The sequence below is a fragment of the Bacillus sp. FSL K6-2819 genome (genome assembly GCF_038008305.1).
Lineage (GTDB): Bacteria > Bacillota > Bacilli > Bacillales > Bacillaceae > Bacillus > Bacillus amyloliquefaciens.
The window spans coordinates 1,452,907-1,473,886 of the sequence record NZ_JBBOYV010000001.1 but is presented as its reverse complement, the minus strand read 5'-3'; the positions used below and the strand labels follow the sequence as shown (position 1 = coordinate 1,473,886).

The 20,980-nt window shown below is 36.0% G+C and carries 16 protein-coding genes and 2 pseudogenes; 13 read left to right on the top strand and 5 right to left on the bottom strand.

Annotation, left to right across the window (positions count from 1 at the left end):
* Window positions 1-153 precede the first annotated feature (153 nt).
* The 8 genes and pseudogenes from MHH91_RS07790 (at window position 154) to MHH91_RS07760 (ending at window position 15,045) form a co-directional block, all read left to right on the top strand.
* Window positions 154-1,287 (top strand): GIY-YIG nuclease family protein, encoded by a 1,134-nt coding sequence (locus MHH91_RS07790; protein ID WP_340977441.1) that lies wholly within the window; start codon window positions 154-156, stop codon window positions 1,285-1,287.
* A 745-nt stretch (window positions 1,288-2,032) separates the two neighbouring features.
* Window positions 2,033-3,598, top strand: a pseudogene (locus tag MHH91_RS20815) (phage tail tape measure protein); the annotation flags it as partial.
* Between the two features lie 225 nt (window positions 3,599-3,823).
* Window positions 3,824-9,097: pseudogene (locus MHH91_RS07785) on the top strand (phage tail tape measure protein); the annotation flags it as partial.
* Window positions 9,098-9,147: 50 nt separating this feature from the next.
* The gene (locus MHH91_RS07780) at window positions 9,148-9,903 is read left to right on the top strand and encodes a phage tail domain-containing protein (RefSeq protein ID WP_215532427.1); all 756 of its coding nucleotides are present in this window, start codon (window positions 9,148-9,150) and stop codon (window positions 9,901-9,903) included.
* 14 nt (window positions 9,904-9,917) lie between these two features.
* Window positions 9,918-12,557, top strand: a complete 2,640-nt coding sequence (locus MHH91_RS07775; RefSeq protein WP_340977438.1) for a DUF7359 domain-containing protein — start codon at window positions 9,918-9,920, stop codon at window positions 12,555-12,557.
* 165 nt (window positions 12,558-12,722) lie between these two features.
* The gene (locus tag MHH91_RS07770; protein WP_014417674.1) at window positions 12,723-13,553 is read left to right on the top strand and encodes an SHOCT domain-containing protein; all 831 of its coding nucleotides are present in this window, start codon (window positions 12,723-12,725) and stop codon (window positions 13,551-13,553) included.
* Between the two features lie 192 nt (window positions 13,554-13,745).
* Complete coding sequence (locus MHH91_RS07765; RefSeq protein ID WP_340977434.1) at window positions 13,746-14,882, top strand: response regulator aspartate phosphatase; 1,137 nt, start codon at window positions 13,746-13,748, stop codon at window positions 14,880-14,882.
* A complete protein-coding gene (locus tag MHH91_RS07760; protein WP_169061491.1) occupies window positions 14,872-15,045 on the top strand; it encodes a hypothetical protein in 174 nt (57 codons plus the stop codon). The genes MHH91_RS07765 and MHH91_RS07760 overlap by 11 nt, the downstream gene beginning before the upstream one ends.
* Before the next feature lie 42 nt (window positions 15,046-15,087).
* On the opposite strand, the gene MHH91_RS07755 is transcribed toward MHH91_RS07760, so the two are convergent.
* Entirely contained in the window at window positions 15,088-15,453 is a 366-nt protein-coding gene (locus MHH91_RS07755) for a DUF1433 domain-containing protein (protein WP_215532430.1), read from the bottom strand.
* Between the two features lie 49 nt (window positions 15,454-15,502).
* Between MHH91_RS07755 and MHH91_RS07750 the strand changes: the two genes are divergently transcribed.
* The gene (locus MHH91_RS07750) at window positions 15,503-16,927 is read left to right on the top strand and encodes a lipase (RefSeq protein ID WP_340977431.1); all 1,425 of its coding nucleotides are present in this window, start codon (window positions 15,503-15,505) and stop codon (window positions 16,925-16,927) included.
* A gap of 12 nt (window positions 16,928-16,939) precedes the next feature.
* Entirely contained in the window at window positions 16,940-17,248 is a 309-nt protein-coding gene (locus tag MHH91_RS07745) for a hypothetical protein (RefSeq protein ID WP_340977428.1), read from the top strand.
* Window positions 17,249-17,284: 36 nt separating this feature from the next.
* Here the strand turns inward: MHH91_RS07745 and MHH91_RS07740 are convergent, their stop codons facing one another.
* The gene (locus tag MHH91_RS07740) at window positions 17,285-18,001 is read right to left on the bottom strand and encodes a hypothetical protein (protein ID WP_340977426.1); all 717 of its coding nucleotides are present in this window, start codon (window positions 17,999-18,001) and stop codon (window positions 17,285-17,287) included.
* A gap of 502 nt (window positions 18,002-18,503) precedes the next feature.
* Here MHH91_RS07740 and MHH91_RS07735 point away from each other — a divergent pair.
* Entirely contained in the window at window positions 18,504-18,749 is a 246-nt protein-coding gene (locus MHH91_RS07735) for a helix-turn-helix domain-containing protein (RefSeq protein ID WP_041481754.1), read from the top strand.
* A 121-nt stretch (window positions 18,750-18,870) separates the two neighbouring features.
* The gene (locus MHH91_RS07730; protein WP_340977423.1) at window positions 18,871-19,389 is read left to right on the top strand and encodes a hypothetical protein; all 519 of its coding nucleotides are present in this window, start codon (window positions 18,871-18,873) and stop codon (window positions 19,387-19,389) included.
* 38 nt (window positions 19,390-19,427) lie between these two features.
* Here the strand turns inward: MHH91_RS07730 and MHH91_RS07725 are convergent, their stop codons facing one another.
* The 3 genes from MHH91_RS07725 to MHH91_RS07715 all read right to left on the bottom strand — a co-directional run bounded on the left by MHH91_RS07725 (window position 19,428) and on the right by MHH91_RS07715 (window position 20,362).
* Window positions 19,428-19,670 (bottom strand): hypothetical protein, encoded by a 243-nt coding sequence (locus tag MHH91_RS07725; protein ID WP_045509607.1) that lies wholly within the window; start codon window positions 19,668-19,670, stop codon window positions 19,428-19,430.
* Between the two features lie 48 nt (window positions 19,671-19,718).
* Window positions 19,719-20,000, bottom strand: coding sequence for a hypothetical protein (locus MHH91_RS07720; RefSeq protein ID WP_045509610.1), 282 nt, complete (start codon window positions 19,998-20,000; stop codon window positions 19,719-19,721).
* 125 nt (window positions 20,001-20,125) lie between these two features.
* On the bottom strand, window positions 20,126-20,362 hold the full coding sequence (locus MHH91_RS07715) for a helix-turn-helix domain-containing protein (protein ID WP_232489733.1): 237 nt from the start codon (window positions 20,360-20,362) through the stop codon (window positions 20,126-20,128).
* A 136-nt stretch (window positions 20,363-20,498) separates the two neighbouring features.
* Between MHH91_RS07715 and MHH91_RS07710 the strand changes: the two genes are divergently transcribed.
* On the top strand, window positions 20,499-20,900 hold the full coding sequence (locus MHH91_RS07710) for a hypothetical protein (protein WP_215532435.1): 402 nt from the start codon (window positions 20,499-20,501) through the stop codon (window positions 20,898-20,900).
* The last annotated feature ends 80 nt before the right edge of the window (window positions 20,901-20,980 follow it).

Here is a 20,980-nt window from a genome sequence, read left to right as displayed (position 1 = left end):
TATGCGAAATTGAGTCTCCCTTTAAATCACCGTTTATTATATTAAATCATATCATTCTGTTTCGCATAAGTAAACGAATTATTTCGCATAATTAAACTTATGCGAAGTTATATCAAACCTTCTATTCTATTCAGCAAAGGAGCAACAAACCTAATGGCAAATAAAAAATTACGTGGTATCTATAAAATTGTTAACACAGTCAATAATAAAGTTTACATTGGTAGCTCGGTTGATATTGAATCAAGACACCAAGAACACAAAAGAGATTTAAGAAATGGGAAACATCATAATTACTTACTACAAAGAGATTGGAATAAGTATGGAGAAGAACCGTTTGAGTTTGTCACTATATCCACTCATGATACAAAATGTAAACTTAGTGTATTAGAGTTTGAGACAATTGAAGAATATAAGAAACACCACACAATTTATAACATAAGCAATCCATTAGAAGAACCGAGCAGGAGAAATGACCGAAGAGTAAACAAAGGAAAGAACACAAAAGGTGTTGTTTATAAATATACTCAATCCTATGTCCTCCGATGTCTGACAGAAGAACTGTTCGATAAAGCAAGATCATTACATAGCAATATAGGCAAACGTGTTTATTTCTTAAAGTCTGATGTTGATAAATGGATGATGAACTCTCTTCAGAATTCAGAGATAACAACGGATGATCGGCTGCCTGGTTTACTAAACAGATGGTATAATCAAATTGGCTTTGCTATCCTTGAATCATCAGCTTATAAAAGACAATTGGCTAAACTTGGTGTTTCTGTTCCTATGTTCAAAAACATTCTTGTCCCAAAAGATTTTGTTTCCGTATTAATCAGTATGAAAAAAGATCCCTCATGGATCCCAAGAAAACCAAAAGGGTTAACCCCTATTCAACTGGATGCTTTACAACACACTTTGCTGGACTATAAACATGTTAAGCTTAGAGATAAGATTTCGATATGCTGTGACTTCTTCTCAAAGGAAATGACGAAAGCAAAGGAACAGATCAGTGAGCGGAAGTATTACAATAAGGATTCATTTGATGCCTATTTTAAGGATAAGATTAAAAGGCGTAATATCATTATGGATTGTGACATTGATAAGGTGTTACGCAAGATGTATTCTGAATTTGGCTTCAGAGCTTTTAAACGAATCAGTTATGAGCATATATTCGATCTATTGGGTATCACTGACCCTGATTGTAAAACCATAATTGCAAATGAACAAGTATTAGAACAACTTCACATTTACCCTTCTGTGGCTCATTTAAGTACCTCTTCGTCCATTTAAATGACTATCTGTGACGAGTTTCTTCTATTATAATAGCAACTGAAAAACAATCCCTCATTCTACATTCATACCTAATTGCAAATTGTATTATGGAGCAGTGCAAATCGTGTATTATATATTCATAAATATGAATAAAAATAAGTATTCGATTTAAATAACCTCGTTACGATCACGATAAACGATAAAAAAATATACACCGTTATACAGGCAAAAATGCAAAGTTTTTAAAATTTATTCTTGATTTTTATTTCAATGTGTGTTCTTCATTCAATTTTGAGGAAATCCATAAAAACCCCGTGAAATGCACGTATAATGTATGTTATATAGGGATTTCATTACCAGTATATGGGGGTATATTAACATCTAAAGACCAAAAAACAGGAACAAATGTACCCCTAGCACTTCCATTTCCACACCCAACTTATTTTTTAAGGGTTATTCCCTATCGTAATCGCTATCGTAAATCCCCATGATATCAACGTTTTTGCAACCTTTTCACCCTCTATTTTTAATGAATTCCAACAAATAAAGCCCTAAAACATTGATATTACAGGCTTTTACGATAACGCTTATTATATTCACCTTAATCACGCCCTATTATCGTTGATATAGTAGGCTTTTTTGCATTTTTAGACTGAAATTACGAACACCCTTTATGGGGGGGTTAATTTAGATCAAAACACATTACGGAGCGGCTTACTATAAGCGGCTCTTTTATTATTTTTAGAAAGGATGTTTAAACAAAATGAGTCAAGATTTAAAGATCATACTCACACCTAAAGCTGATACTTCTTCCAAGACTGTTGACAAGCTGAATCAGGAAATTAAATCTTTAGAGAAAAGGCTTAATTCCCTTAATTTAAAGACCAATATTGATGCCTCTGCTTTAAAGACTCTCAACGAATTCTCCTCTGCAGTTGACACTTATCAAAAACATCTCAAATCCTTCAATCAAACAGTTAAAGAAACTACAACGATTACCAGAAATGCTGATGGAACTGTTGAAAAGCTTACGCAGCAGTATAAGAAAAATGGCGAAATCATTCAGCGTGAAACAAAGACCATAGACAATCGTAATCAATCACTACGTGAACAAACACAAGAAGTTAATAGGCTTGCTCAAGCGACTGAAAAACTTGGTCAGGTACAGAAAAGAACAGAACAAAAGAATTCTCAAGGACAAACAACGAGGGTTACTCAAAAGAATCGCAATGGCTTCGATGATATTACTTATACAACTGACCCAAAAACAAACTCTACAGCATCTAAAGTAACAACGAACTATGATCAACAACGAAAAGCTATTGAACAATTAAAGCTAGATTTAGAAAAACTTAGACAGCAAGGAATTGTAACTGACACCACCCTCTCTTCTCTTGGACGGAAATTAAACACTGCTCAAACAGCTCAACAAATTGAAGCATTACAAAACAGAATTAAAATGCTCGATGATAAGTCTGCTGCTGTGGCTAAAAATAATGAACTCCGAAAAACTATTGAGCTTTATCAACGGCAAGCGCAGGTAAACGTACAAAACCTTAATACGCGTTATGGCGATACGATGGGTGCAGGAAATAGACAAGCTACTCAAGATTATTTGAATGCGGTAAATAGTCTTAATGTAAGTTCTGGTAGAAACAATGTAAGATCACAAATGCAAAGCTTAAACATGCAATTCAGGGAATTGTCTTCGAATGCCCAAGTAGCTGCTAGTCAAGCCTCGTCTTTTGGTGCGGAGCTAACGCAAGCTTTCAAAAGTATGTCAACATACCTGCTTAGTGGAACACTCTTTTATGGAGCGGTTCAAGGAGCAAAATCACTGGTTGATCAAGTAATACAAGTTGATACCCTCATGACTAACATACGTCGTGTAATGGATCAGCCAGAATATAAATTTAATGAGTTGCTACAAGAGTCCATCAACTTAGGAGACACGCTTTCAAATAAGATCACTGACATCCTGCAAATGACTGGCGATTTTGGGCGTATGGGTTTCGATGAAAGTGAACTGTCTACGCTTACTAAAACCGCTCAGGTTCTACAAAACGTCTCTGATTTAACTCCTGATGATACAGTTAACACTTTAACTGCCGCAATGTTGAACTTTAATATTGCTGCGAATGATTCTATTTCAATTGCAGATAAGCTTAATGAAGTCGATAACAACTATGCTGTAACTACAATGGATCTGGCTAACAGTATTAGAAAAGCTGGTTCAACAGCTTCAACTTTCGGTGTTGAACTAAATGATTTAATTGGTGATACTACAGCAATTGCAAGTACAACTCGTGAAAGTGGAAATATAGTCGGTAAAGTGATTGCTGACTTTAAATCTCTTCTGATTGACTTGGAACTCCTAACGTTAAGACGAGGACGACAAGGGGCAAGCGTTATTGCAGCCTGAACGACTGAGCGAAGAGACGCTAAATTGCGAAGCGACAGTCTGAACATCTATGGAAACATAGAGAGTGTGATTGAAGTATCACACCGCCACACATAGTGGTCAGTAGCCTTTAAGGTGAAAGTAACAGAATTGAACTCACTTAAAACCATTTTCGCACGAATTGGAAACAATGATAGCTCAATTAAAGCCCTAGAACAGATTGGGGTTTCTGTAAAGACTGCGGGTGGAGAAGCTAAGTCAGCAAGTGACCTTATTGGCGAAGTTGCAGAAAAATGGGACACTCTTAGTGATGCTCAAAGGCAAAACACCTCAATAGGTGTGGCTGGTATTTATCAGCTTTCAAGATTTAATGCCTTAATGAACAACTTCTCTATCGCCCAAAATGCCGCCGCAACAGCTTCTAATTCTGCAGGTAGCGCTTGGAGCGAACAGCAGAAATACGCTGACAGTTTACAGGCCAGAATAAACACACTCCAAAACAAGTTTACTGAATTAGCAGTAGCTTCAGGAGATGCTTTTGTAAGTGATGGGTTGATTGCGGCTGTATCTGTTGTGGGGAATGCCCTAACTGCTATTTCTGGATTAGTCAAGGGTATTGGGTTTTTACCTATTGCATTTATGACAGCTAATTTAGCTGTTGTTGGTTTTAATAAGAATATCCGTGCTCTTCAAACTGCACTCATATTTGGGGCTGAATCACTTACAGAAACTCAACGTGCTACTTTAGCTCTTCAATCTGGAATGTCGAGAGCGGCAATTGCCTCCAAGGTTTTCTCGGCAAGTATAAAGAGTATTGGATCTGCAACTGCGATTGGCGCTGTATTAATGGGTTTTGGGCTGGTTTTAGAAAAGATAACATCAGGGTATGCAGAGGCAAAAAAAGCTAAAGAGGATTTTGAGCAATCAAAGTCTACAAGTATTGAAGCAATTACAACGAATAAAGATGAAACTGACAAACTGATTAGTCAATACAAAGAACTACAAAAAGCTAAAGATGATGGAGCTTTATCGGCCGATCAGGAGCAAGAATATCTTCAAGTTACTCAACAATTGGCTCAAACATTTCCTATGCTGGTTTCTGGTTATGATTCTCAGGGCAATGCCATTATTAAAAATAATGAGGCATTAAAGGATGCCATTAAGTACACCAAAGACTTAGTAGAATTAAACAAAGAAGACATCAAAACAAGCGCCAAAAGCGATTTTAAAGACCAACTCAAAGAGTTGAATAAACTAAATGATCAGATTAGCCAGTATGAGAAAATGGCAGATACGTATTCCAAAGGTAAAACCGCTTGGTCTTTCCTAGAGAGTCCTTTCTCTAGTGATGATGATTACAAAAATGCAGGTGTTAAAGCAAAGGAAGAAATCAAAAAACTAGGCCAAAGTCTATCTGGTGTTCAGATTGAAATAAGAGAACAAGTTAAGAAAACTGTAGATGCTTATAACTCAATTAAGATTGACCCAAATATAAAGAAAGATATTAACGATGCATTTAGCAAAATTGATTTTACTAAGCTTAGTGCTGATGAGCTGACCTCCTTTTCTAAAACTGTTTCTAATGACTTGGTAAGAATACAAGAAGCACTGAACTCTGGTGATAAAGACGGATTTGCTTCCGCATCTAAGAGCCTTCAGGAGCTTGTTAATCAATACATGAGCAGCAGTGACAAAACAGATAGCCTAACATTGTCTTATGATGACCTTAAAACTGCCATTGACTCTACAAACGATTCTGCACAAACTGCAAAAGTAACATGGGATGAAAATGGTGAAGGTGTAGATGCATTAGGTGAGCAAGTCGGTAATTTATCTGACAAGCTCAAAGAAGTAAAAGGCGACGTCGAAGCAACATTAGATGTAATTGATGACCTGGTAAATTCCAAACAAAGCGATCACGCTGCTTCTGTCCTTCAAGAAGAAGGATATAACGAAGTTGCAGATAAAGTTTCAATATACAATAACCTTCTTGAGAAAATGGCTGAAGGTAAAAGCATATCAGCTTCTGAAGCAATGAAACTTGTTCAAAAAGAAAAGAGTCTTTCAAAGGCAATTTCTGTTCAAAACGGCATGGTTAACATTAACCGGCAGGCTGTAATAAAAAGCAGAGATGAATTTGTTGCCTCCTATAAAGATAAAATTAAAGCTGTTAAGGAATTAATATTAGCTCAAGCAAACGAATATACGGCTCAAATGTCGAAGAACCACTCTAAAGATCCGATTACTGTTAGCTCGTTGAAGGAAGCCAAACAGCAACTTGCTGAATTCAAAAAGGCTTATGACAACGCCTTAAAGAACATTAACAATGGCGGTATTCAACATATCAGTGGTGCTAAACAGAACTACGAAAACTATAAAAAGCTCGTAGATAGTCTTGAGAACATGAACAAGATTTTCGATATAACTTCATCTTCTCTCAACGAGGCTGGTACTTCTCTTGAGGACTACTCTGATGGCCAAGAGAAAGCTAATGAAGAAACTAAAACATCTATGTACGTGGCTGATAAATACAAGGAAGCTCTGGAGAAAGTCACCGCTGAAGTTGAAAAGTACAATAAGCAGGTAAACGACTATCCAAAGTATTCTCAAAGTTATCGAAATGCCCTGCAGAAAGAAATTAAAGCTCTTCAACAAAAGAAAAAGCTTATGCAGGAGCAAGCCAAACTCCTCAAGGATCAAATTAAGTCAGGGAACATTGCACAATATGGTATTGTAACCTCTTCCCTTTCCTCTGGTTCATCTTCCGGTGGTTCTTATTCTTCTGGCGGTGGGTCTTACTCCGGTAAATACTCCAGCTACATTAATTCTGCCGCAAGCAAATACGGTGTTGATCCAGCTCTAATTGCAGCTGTAATCCAACAAGAATCAGGATTCAATGCAAGAGCTCGTTCTGGAGCCGGAGCTGCTGGTTTGATGCAGTTGATGCCTTCCACTGCTAAAAGCTTAGGCGTAAACAATGTTTATGATCCTTATCAGAGCATTATGGGCGGTACGAAATATTTAGCCCAACAGCTAAGCAAATTTGGTGGCAATGTTGAGAAAGCACTTGCTGCTTATAACGCAGGGCCTGGTAATGTAATTAAATATGGTGGCATCCCTCCTTTCAAAGAAACGCAGAATTATGTTCAGAAGATCATGTCTAATTACACTAAGTCAATGACTTCTGCTAATTCCTCCATTGCAAGCTACTACACGAAAAACAGTGCGTTTAGAATAAGTTCTAAGTATGGTGCACAAGATGGCGCTTACCGATCAACTCCACATAAAGGTATCGACTTCGCAGCGAAAGCTGGAACCGCAATTAAATCGGTTCAGAGTGGAAAAGTTCAAATTGCTGGTTATAGTAAGACTGCCGGTAACTGGGTCGTCATTCAGCAGGATGACGGAAAAGTTGCTAAGTATATGCATATGCTTGATACCCCTTCTGTTAAAGCCGGTCAAACTGTTAAAGCTGGTCAGACCATCGGTAAAGTTGGCAGTACGGGCAATTCAACAGGAAATCACCTTCATCTTCAAATTGAGGAAAACGGAAAGACGGTTGACCCTGAGAAGTATTTAAAGGGTGTCGGTACATCTATTTCAGATGCATCCCAAGCTGAAGCAGAACGACAACAAGCAATAGCGCAAGCTAAATCCGACCTCCTCTCCCTTCAAGGTGACATTGATTCAGTAAACGATCAGATACAAGAGCTCAGATATGAGATCGTTCAATCGAAACTTGATGAATATGACAAGCGTATTGGTGATTTTGATGTAAGAATCGCTAAAGACAAAGCGCTCGCTAGTCATTATCTGAGCGACAGTAAAGAATTCCGCAAGTATACAAACGATCAGAAAAAAGCTTTAACTGAACAGCAAAAGATTCAGGGTCAGAAGGTTTCTTTTATTGAAAAAGAGATCAAAACAAACAAAACTCTGAATGCCGCTCAAAGAGCACAGCTTGCTGAGGAATTAAAACAAGCTAAGATTGATCTCATCAATTTTCAAGAAGAAGTAAGAGAACTTCAAGGACAGCTCATCCAATCTAAAGTTGACGAAACGCTTAACGGCATAGAGAAATCAACCAAGAAAACTGAATCCAAAATCAAAGATGTTGACAACAAGATTCAGATGACTACAGAAGACAAAGACAAAGTTAAGTACTACAGTCAGCAAGTCAAATTAGTACAGCAACAACAGGCTGAGGCCAAAAAATACATCAAGCAGTTAGAGGAACAGAAAAAAGCAGCAAAGGGCTTTCCTGACATCCAGAAACAAATCACAGAGGAAATCGAAAATTGGAAAGATAAGCAGAAAGATTATAATCTTGAGCTTTATAACACCAAAAAGTCGATCAAGGACATCTATAAATCTCTTGCTGATGAAGTTGTCTCTATCTACAAAGAGATGTACGAAAAGATGCGTGATATTGAATTAAAAGCGCACCAAAAAGCTACACAAGACTTGATTGATGAGATTGATAAAACTGATGATGAAGCTAAATTTCAAAAACAGTTAAAAGAGAAGCAAGATGGAATTCAGGAAATACAAGATAAGCTAAACAAGCTTGCACTCGATGATTCCGAAAAAGGCAAGTCTGATTATAATGATCTGAAAAAGGAATTAGAAAAACAACAGATTGATTTAGATGAGTTTCTTAAAGATCGTGAGAACAGCAAACGAAAAGAATCGCTGCAGGATCAGCTTGAAAAAGATCAGGATGCCATAAATGACAAATATGATAACCTGACAAATGACGAGCGTGCTTTTAAAGATCTTGAGAAGAAGCTGATGGATGGGAAGATTACTGACATCTCTAAGCAACTGAATGAATTCTCTAAGTTCATTAACAGCAATATGGAGTCCATTGGGAAAAGCATCTCCAATAACCTCATTGATAAGCTTAAAGAAGCTTCTAATGCCCTTAATACTGTGACCAAGGGCAATAAAACTGGAAAAAAGGTATCTTCTTTTGCATCGGGTGGATACACAGGAACAGGTTTAGGTTCTGGCAAGCTTGCTATTCTTCATGATAAAGAGCTTATTCTGAATAAGACTGACACCAAGAATATGCTTGAAACTGTAAAGCAAGTCCGCAATCTGTCTGATAGCGATTTGAATAATGAAACACCTAAATGGGGACAAGGTGGAAAATTAGCAGCTTTGATTAACAAAGGGATCACCTCTATTCCATCAATAATACCGAATATTAATCAATCGAGTCTTTCTAATAGTTTGATACCGAGTATTCAAAACATTGGTAAACCGATTTCAACACTCAATAATACTAAGGAAACAACCAAAAACATCTCCCCTGTATTCAACAATAATGTTACATTACACGGGATTAATGATCCTAAACAGATTACTAATCAGGTAATGAAGGAACTAAATGAAAGACAAAAACAATACGGCATGGAATTTTAATCATTTAGAGTCGGTCTTAGGATCGGCTCTTTTAATTTTGGAGGTAGCTTATGTTTCGTGAAAAAATGTATTTCATGTATAACGGTAGACGATCAACCGATTTTGGCATAGTCAATTGTTCAGTTGATGATGGTTTATTCAGAGAAGAATTTTTAAGCAGCCGCTCAATAAATGAGACATCAGTAGCAGGCATTGATATACCGCATTTTGAAGGAGTGAAAAGAGAACCGAGACAGCTCAAACTCCGCTTTTGGATGAGTGAATCATGGGATGAAAAGAAAATTAGTGAAATTGTAGATTGGTTGGATGTTGATTACTATCAGCCGCTCTCCTTTATGCCTGAAGACTATGTTTATTATTGTCTCCCTGTAGATGTGACTGAAATAGTTCATAACGGCTTGAAAGAAGGGTATTTAGAGTTAAATATGAGATGTGATTCCCCTTATAAATATAGTCCCATTACTAGCCTACATCAAATCGTTGATGACTATAAAACTGTTGAGATAAGAAACACGGGCAGAATTAAAATAACCCCTGAAATCACAATAGTTAAAAAAGGTAACGGAGATATTACCTTATCCAATCTTTCTAACTTTAATGGAAAACCACTCACCATAACCAACCTTGAAGATGGTGAGAAAATTATGATTGATGGAGAGTATGAAACCATTCAGTCAGACAAATACGGCAATTCACGATATAAAAATTGTAATGAAGAGTATTTGTGGCTTGTATATGGAGTAAATAGAGTTAAAGTCGAAGGCGGATGTCACATAACCTTCACGTATCAATGTACACACAATTAAACGGAGGCTGGCTTATGAGAAAACGAATAAATAGAAATATTAAGGTCGATAAATTAAAGCTGTCATTAACAACCACAAATAAAATAAAAATAGCCAACGTCCTCCCCTTCTTTTCCGCCTCCACAACAGAAAATTTCGGGAGCGGCTATAATGAACTTTCATTTGAAATTCCGACAACTATTCTAAAACGTCATGTCAAGAAACGCAATCATATTGCGGATATTCTTAAAGTGGGATTCTTGATTAAGGCTAATTATAAAAATGAAGAACATTGGTATGTCATTACGAACGTGGATAGGAAACAAGCAAGCGATTCTAAACGGATAGGAGTAAGCTGTAAAAGTCTTCACTATCTCCTATACAGAAAGAAAATTGATGCGTATGAAAACTTATCTCGAAATCTAACTGAAGCTGCTACCGATTGTTTAAAAACAACTGGATGGAATATTGGCTATGTTTATGAGGATTTTAATATTAAACGCCGCTCATTCGATGAAACTAGTACAAACCGGCTTGACCTATTGTTTAAAATCGCTGAAACATTTGATGCAACATTGAAGTTTGACACTAAGAATGAAATTATACACTTCCATAAGAAAGAAGAGCTGTGCGAATTTAAACATGTAAAGTTTAAACCAGGGCAATTTTTAATTGATGTTTCAGATCCAGACGACCTAGAAGAAGTTGTTACAAGGCTTAGAGTTGTAGGGAAAGACGGAATAGGCATTAACTCAGTTAATCCAACAGGACAGCCCTACTTAGATGACTTTTCGTTTTTCCTTTATCCTTTTGAACGTGATGAAAAGAGAAATGTAATAAGGTCAAGTGAACGAATAAGTGATGAGCTGGCACATCGGATATTAGATTATAATGTGCTAGTAAATGAGAATTCAACACGATTCAAAGCGCTTTTGGATGAAAAAACACAACTTGATAAACAAAGATCGCAATTAGAAGCAGAAAAAGCAGCACTTGAAATTGAAAGAAAACAGATTTTAGATAAGATTGAAGTTGCTAAGAGCGCAAAGGATCCAATTGATGATCTTAACAAACAACTGAGTGATAAACTTGTAGAGGTAAACAAAAACCAGAAAGAAATTGAAAATGTAATCAGCAGCATTGCGAAAAATGCAACTGACACTGAAAACCTTAGAGGATTGTTGTCCCAAGAGAATTTCTTCGGGGAAAAGCTAATGAGTGAACTGTCCAAGATCACATATGAAGATACCTGGACAAATGACAATATCTTTGATGAATCTGATCTATATGAAGCTGGTCTAAAAGAAATGGCAACCAAAAGTTCTCCGCCCATTAACATAACAAACCTTAGCGTATACAACTTCTTCAAGTGCATTGATCATCAATTTTATTGGGATAAATTTGATCTAGGGGATATTGTTCAGGTTGTCAATGAAGAGCTCGGCATAAATGTAAAAGCAACGATAACGCAGATTGTCATTAATCATGATGATTCAACTATGGCATTGTCAATAACGAATGGTAAGCGTGCAGAAAGTGCCCTGGATAAACAAATCAAGTCCCGTTACAAAACTCAAAAAGCAGCTTCCGAATTTAATCAAAGAAAACTGGACTACGAAAAAGTGTATTACAATTTCACGCAGAGAAATGATCAAATTTCTACTCCCGTTGATCCCCCTACCCTATCCTCTAAACAAACTTTGTCACACATTGTAAATGATAACGGTTCTGTTGACATTACTGTTGAGTGGGAATATCCCGATGATTACACAATTGATAAAAATAATATAGACGGCTTCAGAATAATTGCATATGCCAGCGATTTACCGGATCAATACATGTTTGGAGCAACAATGGCACATGAAAATAGCTTGACTGTTGATAGAGAAAAACGGAAAGCGGTTTTCACAAGCCTTACTCCTAACAAGTATTACACATTTGGAGTACAAGCATATAGAAGCGTTGATCCCAATATTGCTACTGATGGATATATTAGATCTGAGATTGTAGTCTCAAGTATTAAATCAGAAAATCCATACCTCCCCTCTAATTCCGTTGAAGTGAAAGGAAGTCTCGATGGAAAAGTTAACGGACTTTATACAATATCTACAGAGACAAAGCCTATTGCACCAGAAGCGGGAACGATTTGGATCGATCCAAAGACTAATAAACAAGAGCTTTTTAATGGCGAAGAGTGGATTGTGTCTTCTGCGGGCTCGGCTGATTCATTAAATGGTTACATGGCTTCAACACTGTCCACGCCCAATACAATACCTGTACGTAATGACCAAGGAATCATTATAGGTTCCATAGATGGCAACGCTGAGTTTCTTGGTGGTAAACTACACTCAGAATATGCACTATCCTCTGATGTTCCTCAGATAGCTAAAGGAACGTATGTGGGCGATGGAACAATTAGCAAACAAATATTGCTGCCTTTCACTCCAACACATGTGAAAGTGTGGCCAGTGTCTCCTAATGATTCTATGCTATTAATTGATGAGACAGGGGGTTATACGTATCAGATAAATGAAATAGGAATATCCCTGGTTGGGGGAAACTCTACATACGGAAGTATAAACGAACTTGGGTTTATAACAGGCTCAGATAGCAATCAAAGAGGGAATAAATTAAATACAAAGTACATCTGGGAAGCATGTAGGCATTTACATTAAACAGGCGTATCCTTATTGGATGCGTCTTTTTTTATTTCAATTTTCTCTCTAAATAAAATTCTCCTTTTATGCAAAGACTTGACCGTTTTCATACGATAGTTAGAGAGAAAAACATTTCTCTTTTCCAATTTTGTAATATAATAAAAGAAAAAAGGAAGTGTATCCATGCCCCCTCTTGTTTATGGAAGTTTAATTGCATTCATTTGTTTTATTACTGCCGTGGTTTTAGCTAATCATGACAACATACCTGGAATGTGGCTTGCTTTATTCGGAGTTTTTGCTGCCATCATATTAACCGCTTATTTGCAAAGAAAAAGAGAAAGCACATTTGCAAAAAATCAATTCAATGAATTAGAAAACCTTTTGAAAAATACGCCTGACTTTAAGAGCGACCATAAATTTCTCTCACCTGTCGCTGATAGCTTAATTGCAATAGACGAAACAAACGAAAAAGTTCTCTTAATTGAAAATAAACATGTAAATGCAATGCATTTCTCTAAAACGACTAGCAAATATGATTATTTACATAAAGTATTCTCTTTTGAGGATATTCTTCAAGTGGAAATGTTAGAGGATGGTGTAACAGTCAATAAGACCTCTACATCAAGTCAAATCGGTAGAGCGGCTTTAGGTGGTTTAATTGGTGGTGGAGTAGGCGCTATTATCGGTGGATTGTCAGGGGAGTCAGTATCATCGCAGAAGATTAGAAAAGCACAGTTGAGAGTGGTTGTTAACAATAAAGAGAAGTCATTTTACACAATAACATTTATTCATTTTGAACAACCGCAATCAAAAGATAATCAATTTTACAAGCCTTTAAATGATCGTCTTATTCACTGTTTCAATTTGTTGACACATATACTCAAAAAAGATGCTAAAGAAAATCCAGTTCAAACGGGAGTAGCTGACGAACTGACAAAACTAGCCGCTCTATATAAAGATAACCTATTAACTCAGGCTGAATATGAGAGCCAAAAGAAAAAATTATTGTCTTAAAATGTACGGATATCAACAAATATATTTCTTGATATTGTTTGATCAAGGAGTATCTATGTTGATATCCTTTTTTTTCGTCAGATAATGAAATGTTAAGGAAATGTTAAGGAAATGTTTATCTTCCCAAATGGAAATAATATGATAAAATGTTACATATTTCGTAAATTGTGTTTATGAATAGGAGGCTTTAATTTGAAACAGTTAATCTCCTCATCCAAAGTCGGCGTGAAGATTAATGAGTGGTACAAGTATATTCGCATGTTTAGTGTTCCTGATGCAGAGGTGCTGAAATCAGAAGTGGAACAAGAAATAAACGCTATGGAAGAAGATCAAGATTTATTGTTGTACTATTCGCTCATGTGTTTTAGACATCAATTAATGCTTGATTATCTTGAACCAAAAGCCATGAATGAAGAACGACCTGAGATTTCAGACTTATTAGAAAAGATCGAAAGTAGCCAAGCTAAATTGAAAGGAATTCTTGAATATTACTTTAACTTTTTCCGTGGGATGTATGAATTTGAAGAATACGAATATCTTAAAGCGATAAGTTTTTACAAACAAGCGGAAAAGAAGTTGTCACTTGTAGCCGACGAAATTGAGCGAGCGGAGTTTCATTACAAAGTCGCTGAAATTTATTATCACATGAAACAAACACACATGTCGATGCACCATATTGTTCAAGCAATCGAAAGCTACAGAGCGCATGAAACCTATTCTGTTAGAGAAATTCAATGTTCTTTTGTTATCGGTCTAAATTATTTAGACATGGAGTATCCAGAAAAGGCTATCCCTCATTTTCAAAAAGCTTATAAAAAAGCACTTGAAATTGATATGCCAAGATTAGCTGGATCCGCTCTATATAATTTAGGGATCTCCTCTTTTTCTGAAGAAAAGTTCGATGAGGCTATTGAGTATTTCAAAGAAGGAGTGTTGATCTATGAGCAGAACGGATATGAACATGCTAACCGCTTATTAGACATTCTTTTCATGTTAGCGAAAACGAACTTTAAGGTAAATAAGAAAACTGACGGAACAGCTGCTTATGAACATGGACTGTCGTTGGCTAAAAACTTAAATGATGAAGTATTAACCAAAATGTTTGATTTCCTGAATGCCCTTTACGTTGACGATAACAAAGAAACACTAAATGAGATTCTTGCTTATTTAGAATTTAAAACAATGTTTTCAGATGTGGAGGACTTAGCAACCGACGCAGCGAAGTATTATACAAAAAATGAAGACCATAAAGCGGCTGGATTATTTTATGAGAAAGTGCTTTATGCCCAAAAACAAATTCAGAGAGGGGATTGTCTTTATGAAATTTAAAGCTGCATCAGTATTTATCTTGTTTATTGTACTACTTGGTTTTTTAGGACTTTATTTTGCTTCAAGTCCATCAGAAATGCATGAGGCCAGACGTGGGCATACTGCTAGTATTCCTTATACCGCTCATACTGGTGATATGCACACGATTAAGTACAATATCTAAACAAAAAGCCCCTCTCCTATTAGGATTGGGGTATTTTTTTCATTAATATTTACATGGCTTATCTTCACAACCAGGCTTTTCTTTTGCATCAACGTATGATGAAGTTATGATATTGTTTGACTTGTCATATATTCCCCAAAATTCTTTTGCCTTATCACCGTTCAGATATCCTTCTGCATTAATTCCACCCATAGGATCCATTTTATAATCAGTTGAAAAACTTATCTTCTCTATACCTTCGTAATTTGCATTTATGTAATCAGTCATACGCTTTTTTGCTTTTTCAAATAGCTCTAATTCAGCAGTTTTATTTTTTTCTTGTCTTTCATCATATTGATGTTTCATGAATATTCCCCCGAATGCTATAATGATGATTATCAACAGCAGGATAATAATGTATTTTTTCATAAAACCATCCTTTCAAGTGTTATTTTACATGAGGAGTGTGTGATTGTACATGAGCAAGAAGGTCAGTGTACCCACATTATCTGATCAAGAGTATTACTCTATCAGTCAACTAACTTATCGACATGATTATTTAAAGAAACACTACTCGAAAAAGATTCCTGTTAACACCATTTCAGGGAAGCGGTTTTACATAGATAAAATTAAAAATGATCCAGATACAGGCCTAGATGTCTATGTCTTTGTCCAAGCCGTGAAAAGAAGTGGCAAGTGGGTTAAACCAAGCGAACCCAAGAATGTTGTCGTGGGATTCCAAGGAACAAACCAGGAGCAAATCAAAGCGGACATTATTAAAGCAGATGGCGGGAACGTTGTTATGGGTATAGACCCAAAAAAGAAAGTTCAATACCTTATGAAAAAGGATGCTCCGCCCTATTCAAAAGCAATTGCACCATATACAGCAAGCATGGGACAAATTTCAATGGTTGAAAGCGGAAAATACAAGGTGGTCACAAAAACATCTCAGTTTGATCAAGGAGATAAACTGCTGGCCAAAGAAGTAAAGAAATATGCAGGGAAAAATACAGTTATCTCTACCACTGGACATTCACTTGGAGGAGCGGATGCGGAATATGCCGGCGTAAACAATAATATATACAGTGTCGCTTTCAATAATCCCTCCATTGTTAAGCTCCATGATAAAGAAACTCAAAAAAAGATAAGAAATGGCGAGTTTGATGCATATCATAAGGCAATTATTAACCCTGATGATATGGTGGGCTCAGGATGGTTTTTAGAGTATGAGCGGCATAACGGAACAACCATATACACTAAAGACCCTTCTCTTTCACGTACAAGCCGCTCATTGAGATTAAGTCCCGCTCAGGGTATCACAGGTGTATTAAGCAGTTTAATCGCTGCATTCTATGGTCAGGCTTTTGCTAAAAATCCTGATACTCATAGTATGATTGACGCTAACTTTAAATTTGATGAACACGGGAACATAATTAATGTTAATGGCAGTGAACAAGTTTTCAATCAAAACATTAATGCTATGACTGCTTATTCAGGAATGAATGGACAAACGATTAAAGTTGATGTTACATATGCAAAGCAATTGGCGGAAAAGCTTCAATTAGCTATTGATGATCTAAAAACCAAAAAACAGAAGCTTGAACAATTCCCCCATGAACATGACAGTATGGTTAATGATGTAAGGCGTTCTTTTCAATCAAAAATGGGATCAAACCCTTATGAAAATTTGACCTCTGATGACGTTAATCAAGCTATTCTTTATCATGCTCCCTTCTCTTCTGGTGGATCACCTGTTTTCTACAATACAGATGAACAACTACAAACTGAAGCAATGCTCCATTACTTAATAAGGGATTTAGAAGATATCTGTAACTTCATTGTGAAAATGGCTCAGGATATGGACGCAAAAGATCAAGAATTAGCAAAATGGCTAAGATTATAAGGAGGCTGTGAATTGACACCATATGGGGTAAACATGGATGCAGATGAGTTTTATAAGAAGCTTCAGCAGAATGAGGCGCTAAAGAAGCAAGTAGCAGCGGCATTGCAATCTCATTGTTCAGAAATTAAAACAGATTTAAAACAGGCAACTGACTTTGCATCCGCTCAAGAAACCATAACTGAATTATATATCGCCCTTCTCTCTTCATTTGAAGGAAAATCAAAAGAGGCATTAACACAACGCCTTGCTGAAAATGCCAATATGCTTATGGATGTTTTGGAAAACAGAAATAAACTTTTGAATAGCATAGAAATAAAATAAGCCCCCGTATATGGGGCTTTACCTTTTTGAAACATATTACTTATGAAGTCCCATACTCTTAAACTCTTTCCAAATTTCTTCAATAAAATTGAATGGGTGAAAATACTTTTTCCGTACCACTTCATTTTCGGCTGAATTATTATCAAAGTAACGCAGGGCATATGTTTTTCTTAGCCTTATGTTTGTGGCATTTTTAAACTCTGGATCATTAAAAATTTTATCTTTTATCTCCTGTGTTTTTTGTTCTAATTCATTTTGTCGGTTCATCTCAATTTCCATCATTTTTTCTTTGGGTATTTCTGTTTTTACTTCCTCTGCAAAGGAATCCCCCATTGTATCACCGTCACAGAGATCGAATATTTCGTCTCTTATTGTGTTGTTATAAAAGACAAAACCCTCCTTAACATAGAACATGGTAAGTTCACAAGGTTGGTCGAAATTTATTTTATCTAACTTTTTATTGTACGCACTAATCTTTTCAGACAATAAGCATTGCATTTCTGAGTCTTCAAACCACTCATGATATTCTTCATGAATATAATAGACTTCCTTGTTCGGATAATCATATGTGTAAAATAATAAGTTATTGTCCACATGTTTATGAAAGTCTAAAAAGCCCTCTTGGCTTGGCAATAGAATTTTTTGATTTTCAATATCCATATCCCCTTCTATAAGTGTAAAGCCCATCTTAACCGCTCGATTTTCTAACTCATCCTTTGAAATAATCAGCTCTTTTTGATGCAATTGCCACACTCTCCCTTATCAATGTCTCAATTCAATATTACATTCCCTCTGTTCAAAAAGTGAAGAAACTCAGGGAAAAACTTTTAAGAATAAAAATAAAATAAATATCGCAATACCTATTCACAATTATTAATAGGTATGTTATAATAAATGTATAAGGAGGTGAGGAAATGCTAGACAATATGATAAAAGTCCTTCAAATTATCTTCTACGTCGTCTCTATCGGATGGATTGCGCAACAATCAAACGATAGCGAGAAGAAAAATAAGAAGGACTAACCAGAGATTAGGGAAGCGAGCCACTAACTCGCTTCTCAATATCATTATAATCAGTCTAGCATAAAAAATGAAGAAAAATCAAAAGTTTATCTTTTCATTAATTTTATTGTCTGTTGCAGCAATTAGCATACGCTCTTTTTGGACAAACTCATTTACAACTGCAGTAATGGCTATTGTGGTTTTGTTAACGATTTATGCCATCATTAAAGACATGATTTCAAGGAGAAAATAACATGGAATATCACCTAAAGAGTCGCCAGGAAGTTGAGGACTTCATCAAAACCGAAGTCCTTACTACTCCTGAAGCCAAAGAAATATTAGGCGTAACCACAACACGTATGAGTCAATTAATATCAGGTGGAAAGTTAACGCCCATAAAAAAGCTTAGAGGAGTCAGTTTATTCCTACGTTCAGACATAGAGCGGAAGAAAAAAGAGCTTGAAGAATCAAGAAAGAAATACAGGCCATATGACAAGTAATCCCCCTGCTTATATCAGTGATGGGGGTTTTTATTTGCCCAAATATAGATATATATGTTAATATTATCCTGCATCCTAGACAGTCATAAATCACTATGAAAAACGAAAGGATGAAGTGAAAATGAAAAAAGTAGTTCTATCAACCTTGTCTACGGGGCTTTTATTAACAACACTAACCCCATTGACAACACATGCGGAAGGCAAACCCGATCAAGCTGTGAAAACTAATGAGGCAGTTGTATCACACCCACTTACAATTCAGGAACTTGCTAACACATCTTCAGTATCGGTAATTGATGAAGACGGACAAGCATCAATTCAAGCTGTCCCACCTTCAAACAAATGGAAAACTGTAGATCATTTCAGAGGTAATTCAAAAAATATTGATAATGCTGCAGAGTTAACTGCACGGATCGCAGTGGGTCTTCCTGGACTTAAATATTCTTGGGCTGGAATATTTGCACAAGCAATGTTTGGAACATTCTATCATAAGAAACCGACACGCTACTTTTCAACAACTCAATACCTTGCTTATGACAAGAACTATAGATACACTATTGTAGACATGTACGTATATAGTGATAGCAAATACTCTAAACAAATTGGGTATGACTATAAAGTCTTTAGAACCCCTAGATAAATCAATGCAAAACAAAAAAGCAGGTTCTATACCTGCTTTTAAAATACCCAAAATATTATTACAATCCACGAAACAATTAAAGCCACCACAAACCATTTTTCTTTCCAAGATACTAATGCATAGCAAATGTACCCCAGTGTCAACGATGTAATAGCTTCTATTTTGACAAATTGACCAAATGACTTAGAAGAAAATGTGTATACAAATAAAGAAATAACTACAAGTGCCATAAAAGTATGTCCCGCAGTCTTCAGTATCCCCTTTTTATCTTCAATACTCAATCATTTATCCCTCGTTTCACTTATTCTCTTTCGTTGCCACAAGTGGCATCAGTTATTGATTCTTGCCTCAAGCTCAAATACACGCTTATTCAATAGCTCTGTTTTATTATCTACATTCTGTAACTGCTTTAGGTGAGCTGTAATATCTCTTGGTTGGTTCTCTTCAAGGCGGTCTAACTTAACATTAATCTGATTAAATTCCTTCTTTGTTTCTTCTCTGAATTCGTTCATCTCTTCTTTAAATGACTTTAATTCAGATGACACACCGTCGATCTTGTTATCAATTTTCTTAATCTCATCTAATATCGCTTGAAGCATGTTGTTTTCCATCCTTCTCACCTCTCCGTACAGTATAACAGTAATTGCAATACTTTTGATCGTAACAATTTGTTACCAACGAATATTTCAATGGTTTTGTTTAACGAATTTCAAAAAAATAAAAGCAATACTTTTGCTTAAGAGTCTTCGGAATCATCGTCTGTAATGTATAGTAAGTCCTCAATTTTTATATCCAAGACATCGCAAATTCTGCCCAATGTCTCACGTTGATATTGTTTAGCAGTGTTATTGTAAAGCCTTCTGACAGTTTCAAAGCTAAGGTCATTACCGAAGGCGAAACCTCTAATTGATAAGCCACGTTCATCTAATATTTCTTTCAATCTTGTTTTAACAATTTTAGTCAACAGTTTCACCTCCTTTTTGATTATAACAAAAAACATGATCAAAAAGTGGCTTTTATTAAAAAATGACTTCAAAATAAAGTTGACTTCTTTTTGAAGTTGGTTTATGATTAAGTCAACATCAAAACGAAGTCGGAAGGAGGTACAAATGAAACGGGCGACGATTTACAGTATTGAAACCATACATGACCAATTAGAGGTTTTTAAAGGCTACTTAGTCAATGAAAAGCAGGTTGTATTTGTAAATCAAAACACTTTGAATCTAGCTGATGCTTTACAGTACGGTTCCCCTTATCAAGACACTTACATCATTGATGGTGTCAATTACATTCTTGATGAAGGCAAGCACGTTGAAGATGAATACACCTACATTCAGAAAACGTTAGACGCTTTTAAGGAAGTTGATGCATTCACCTACATCACACAAATATTCAACAGTGATGATTACGGGACGGTCATTCATAACGGTAAAGGTGTATTAGACCATTTTGTTCTACAGAGACGAAAAGCGGACAATGCGATAATCAAAAAGAAAAAAAGATGGCGTTAATAAATCGCCTTTCCCAACTTCTTGGGAACAAAGCCATTCACTTAATTAAAAATTAACTTTCATAATGAAACCTTTTGAAT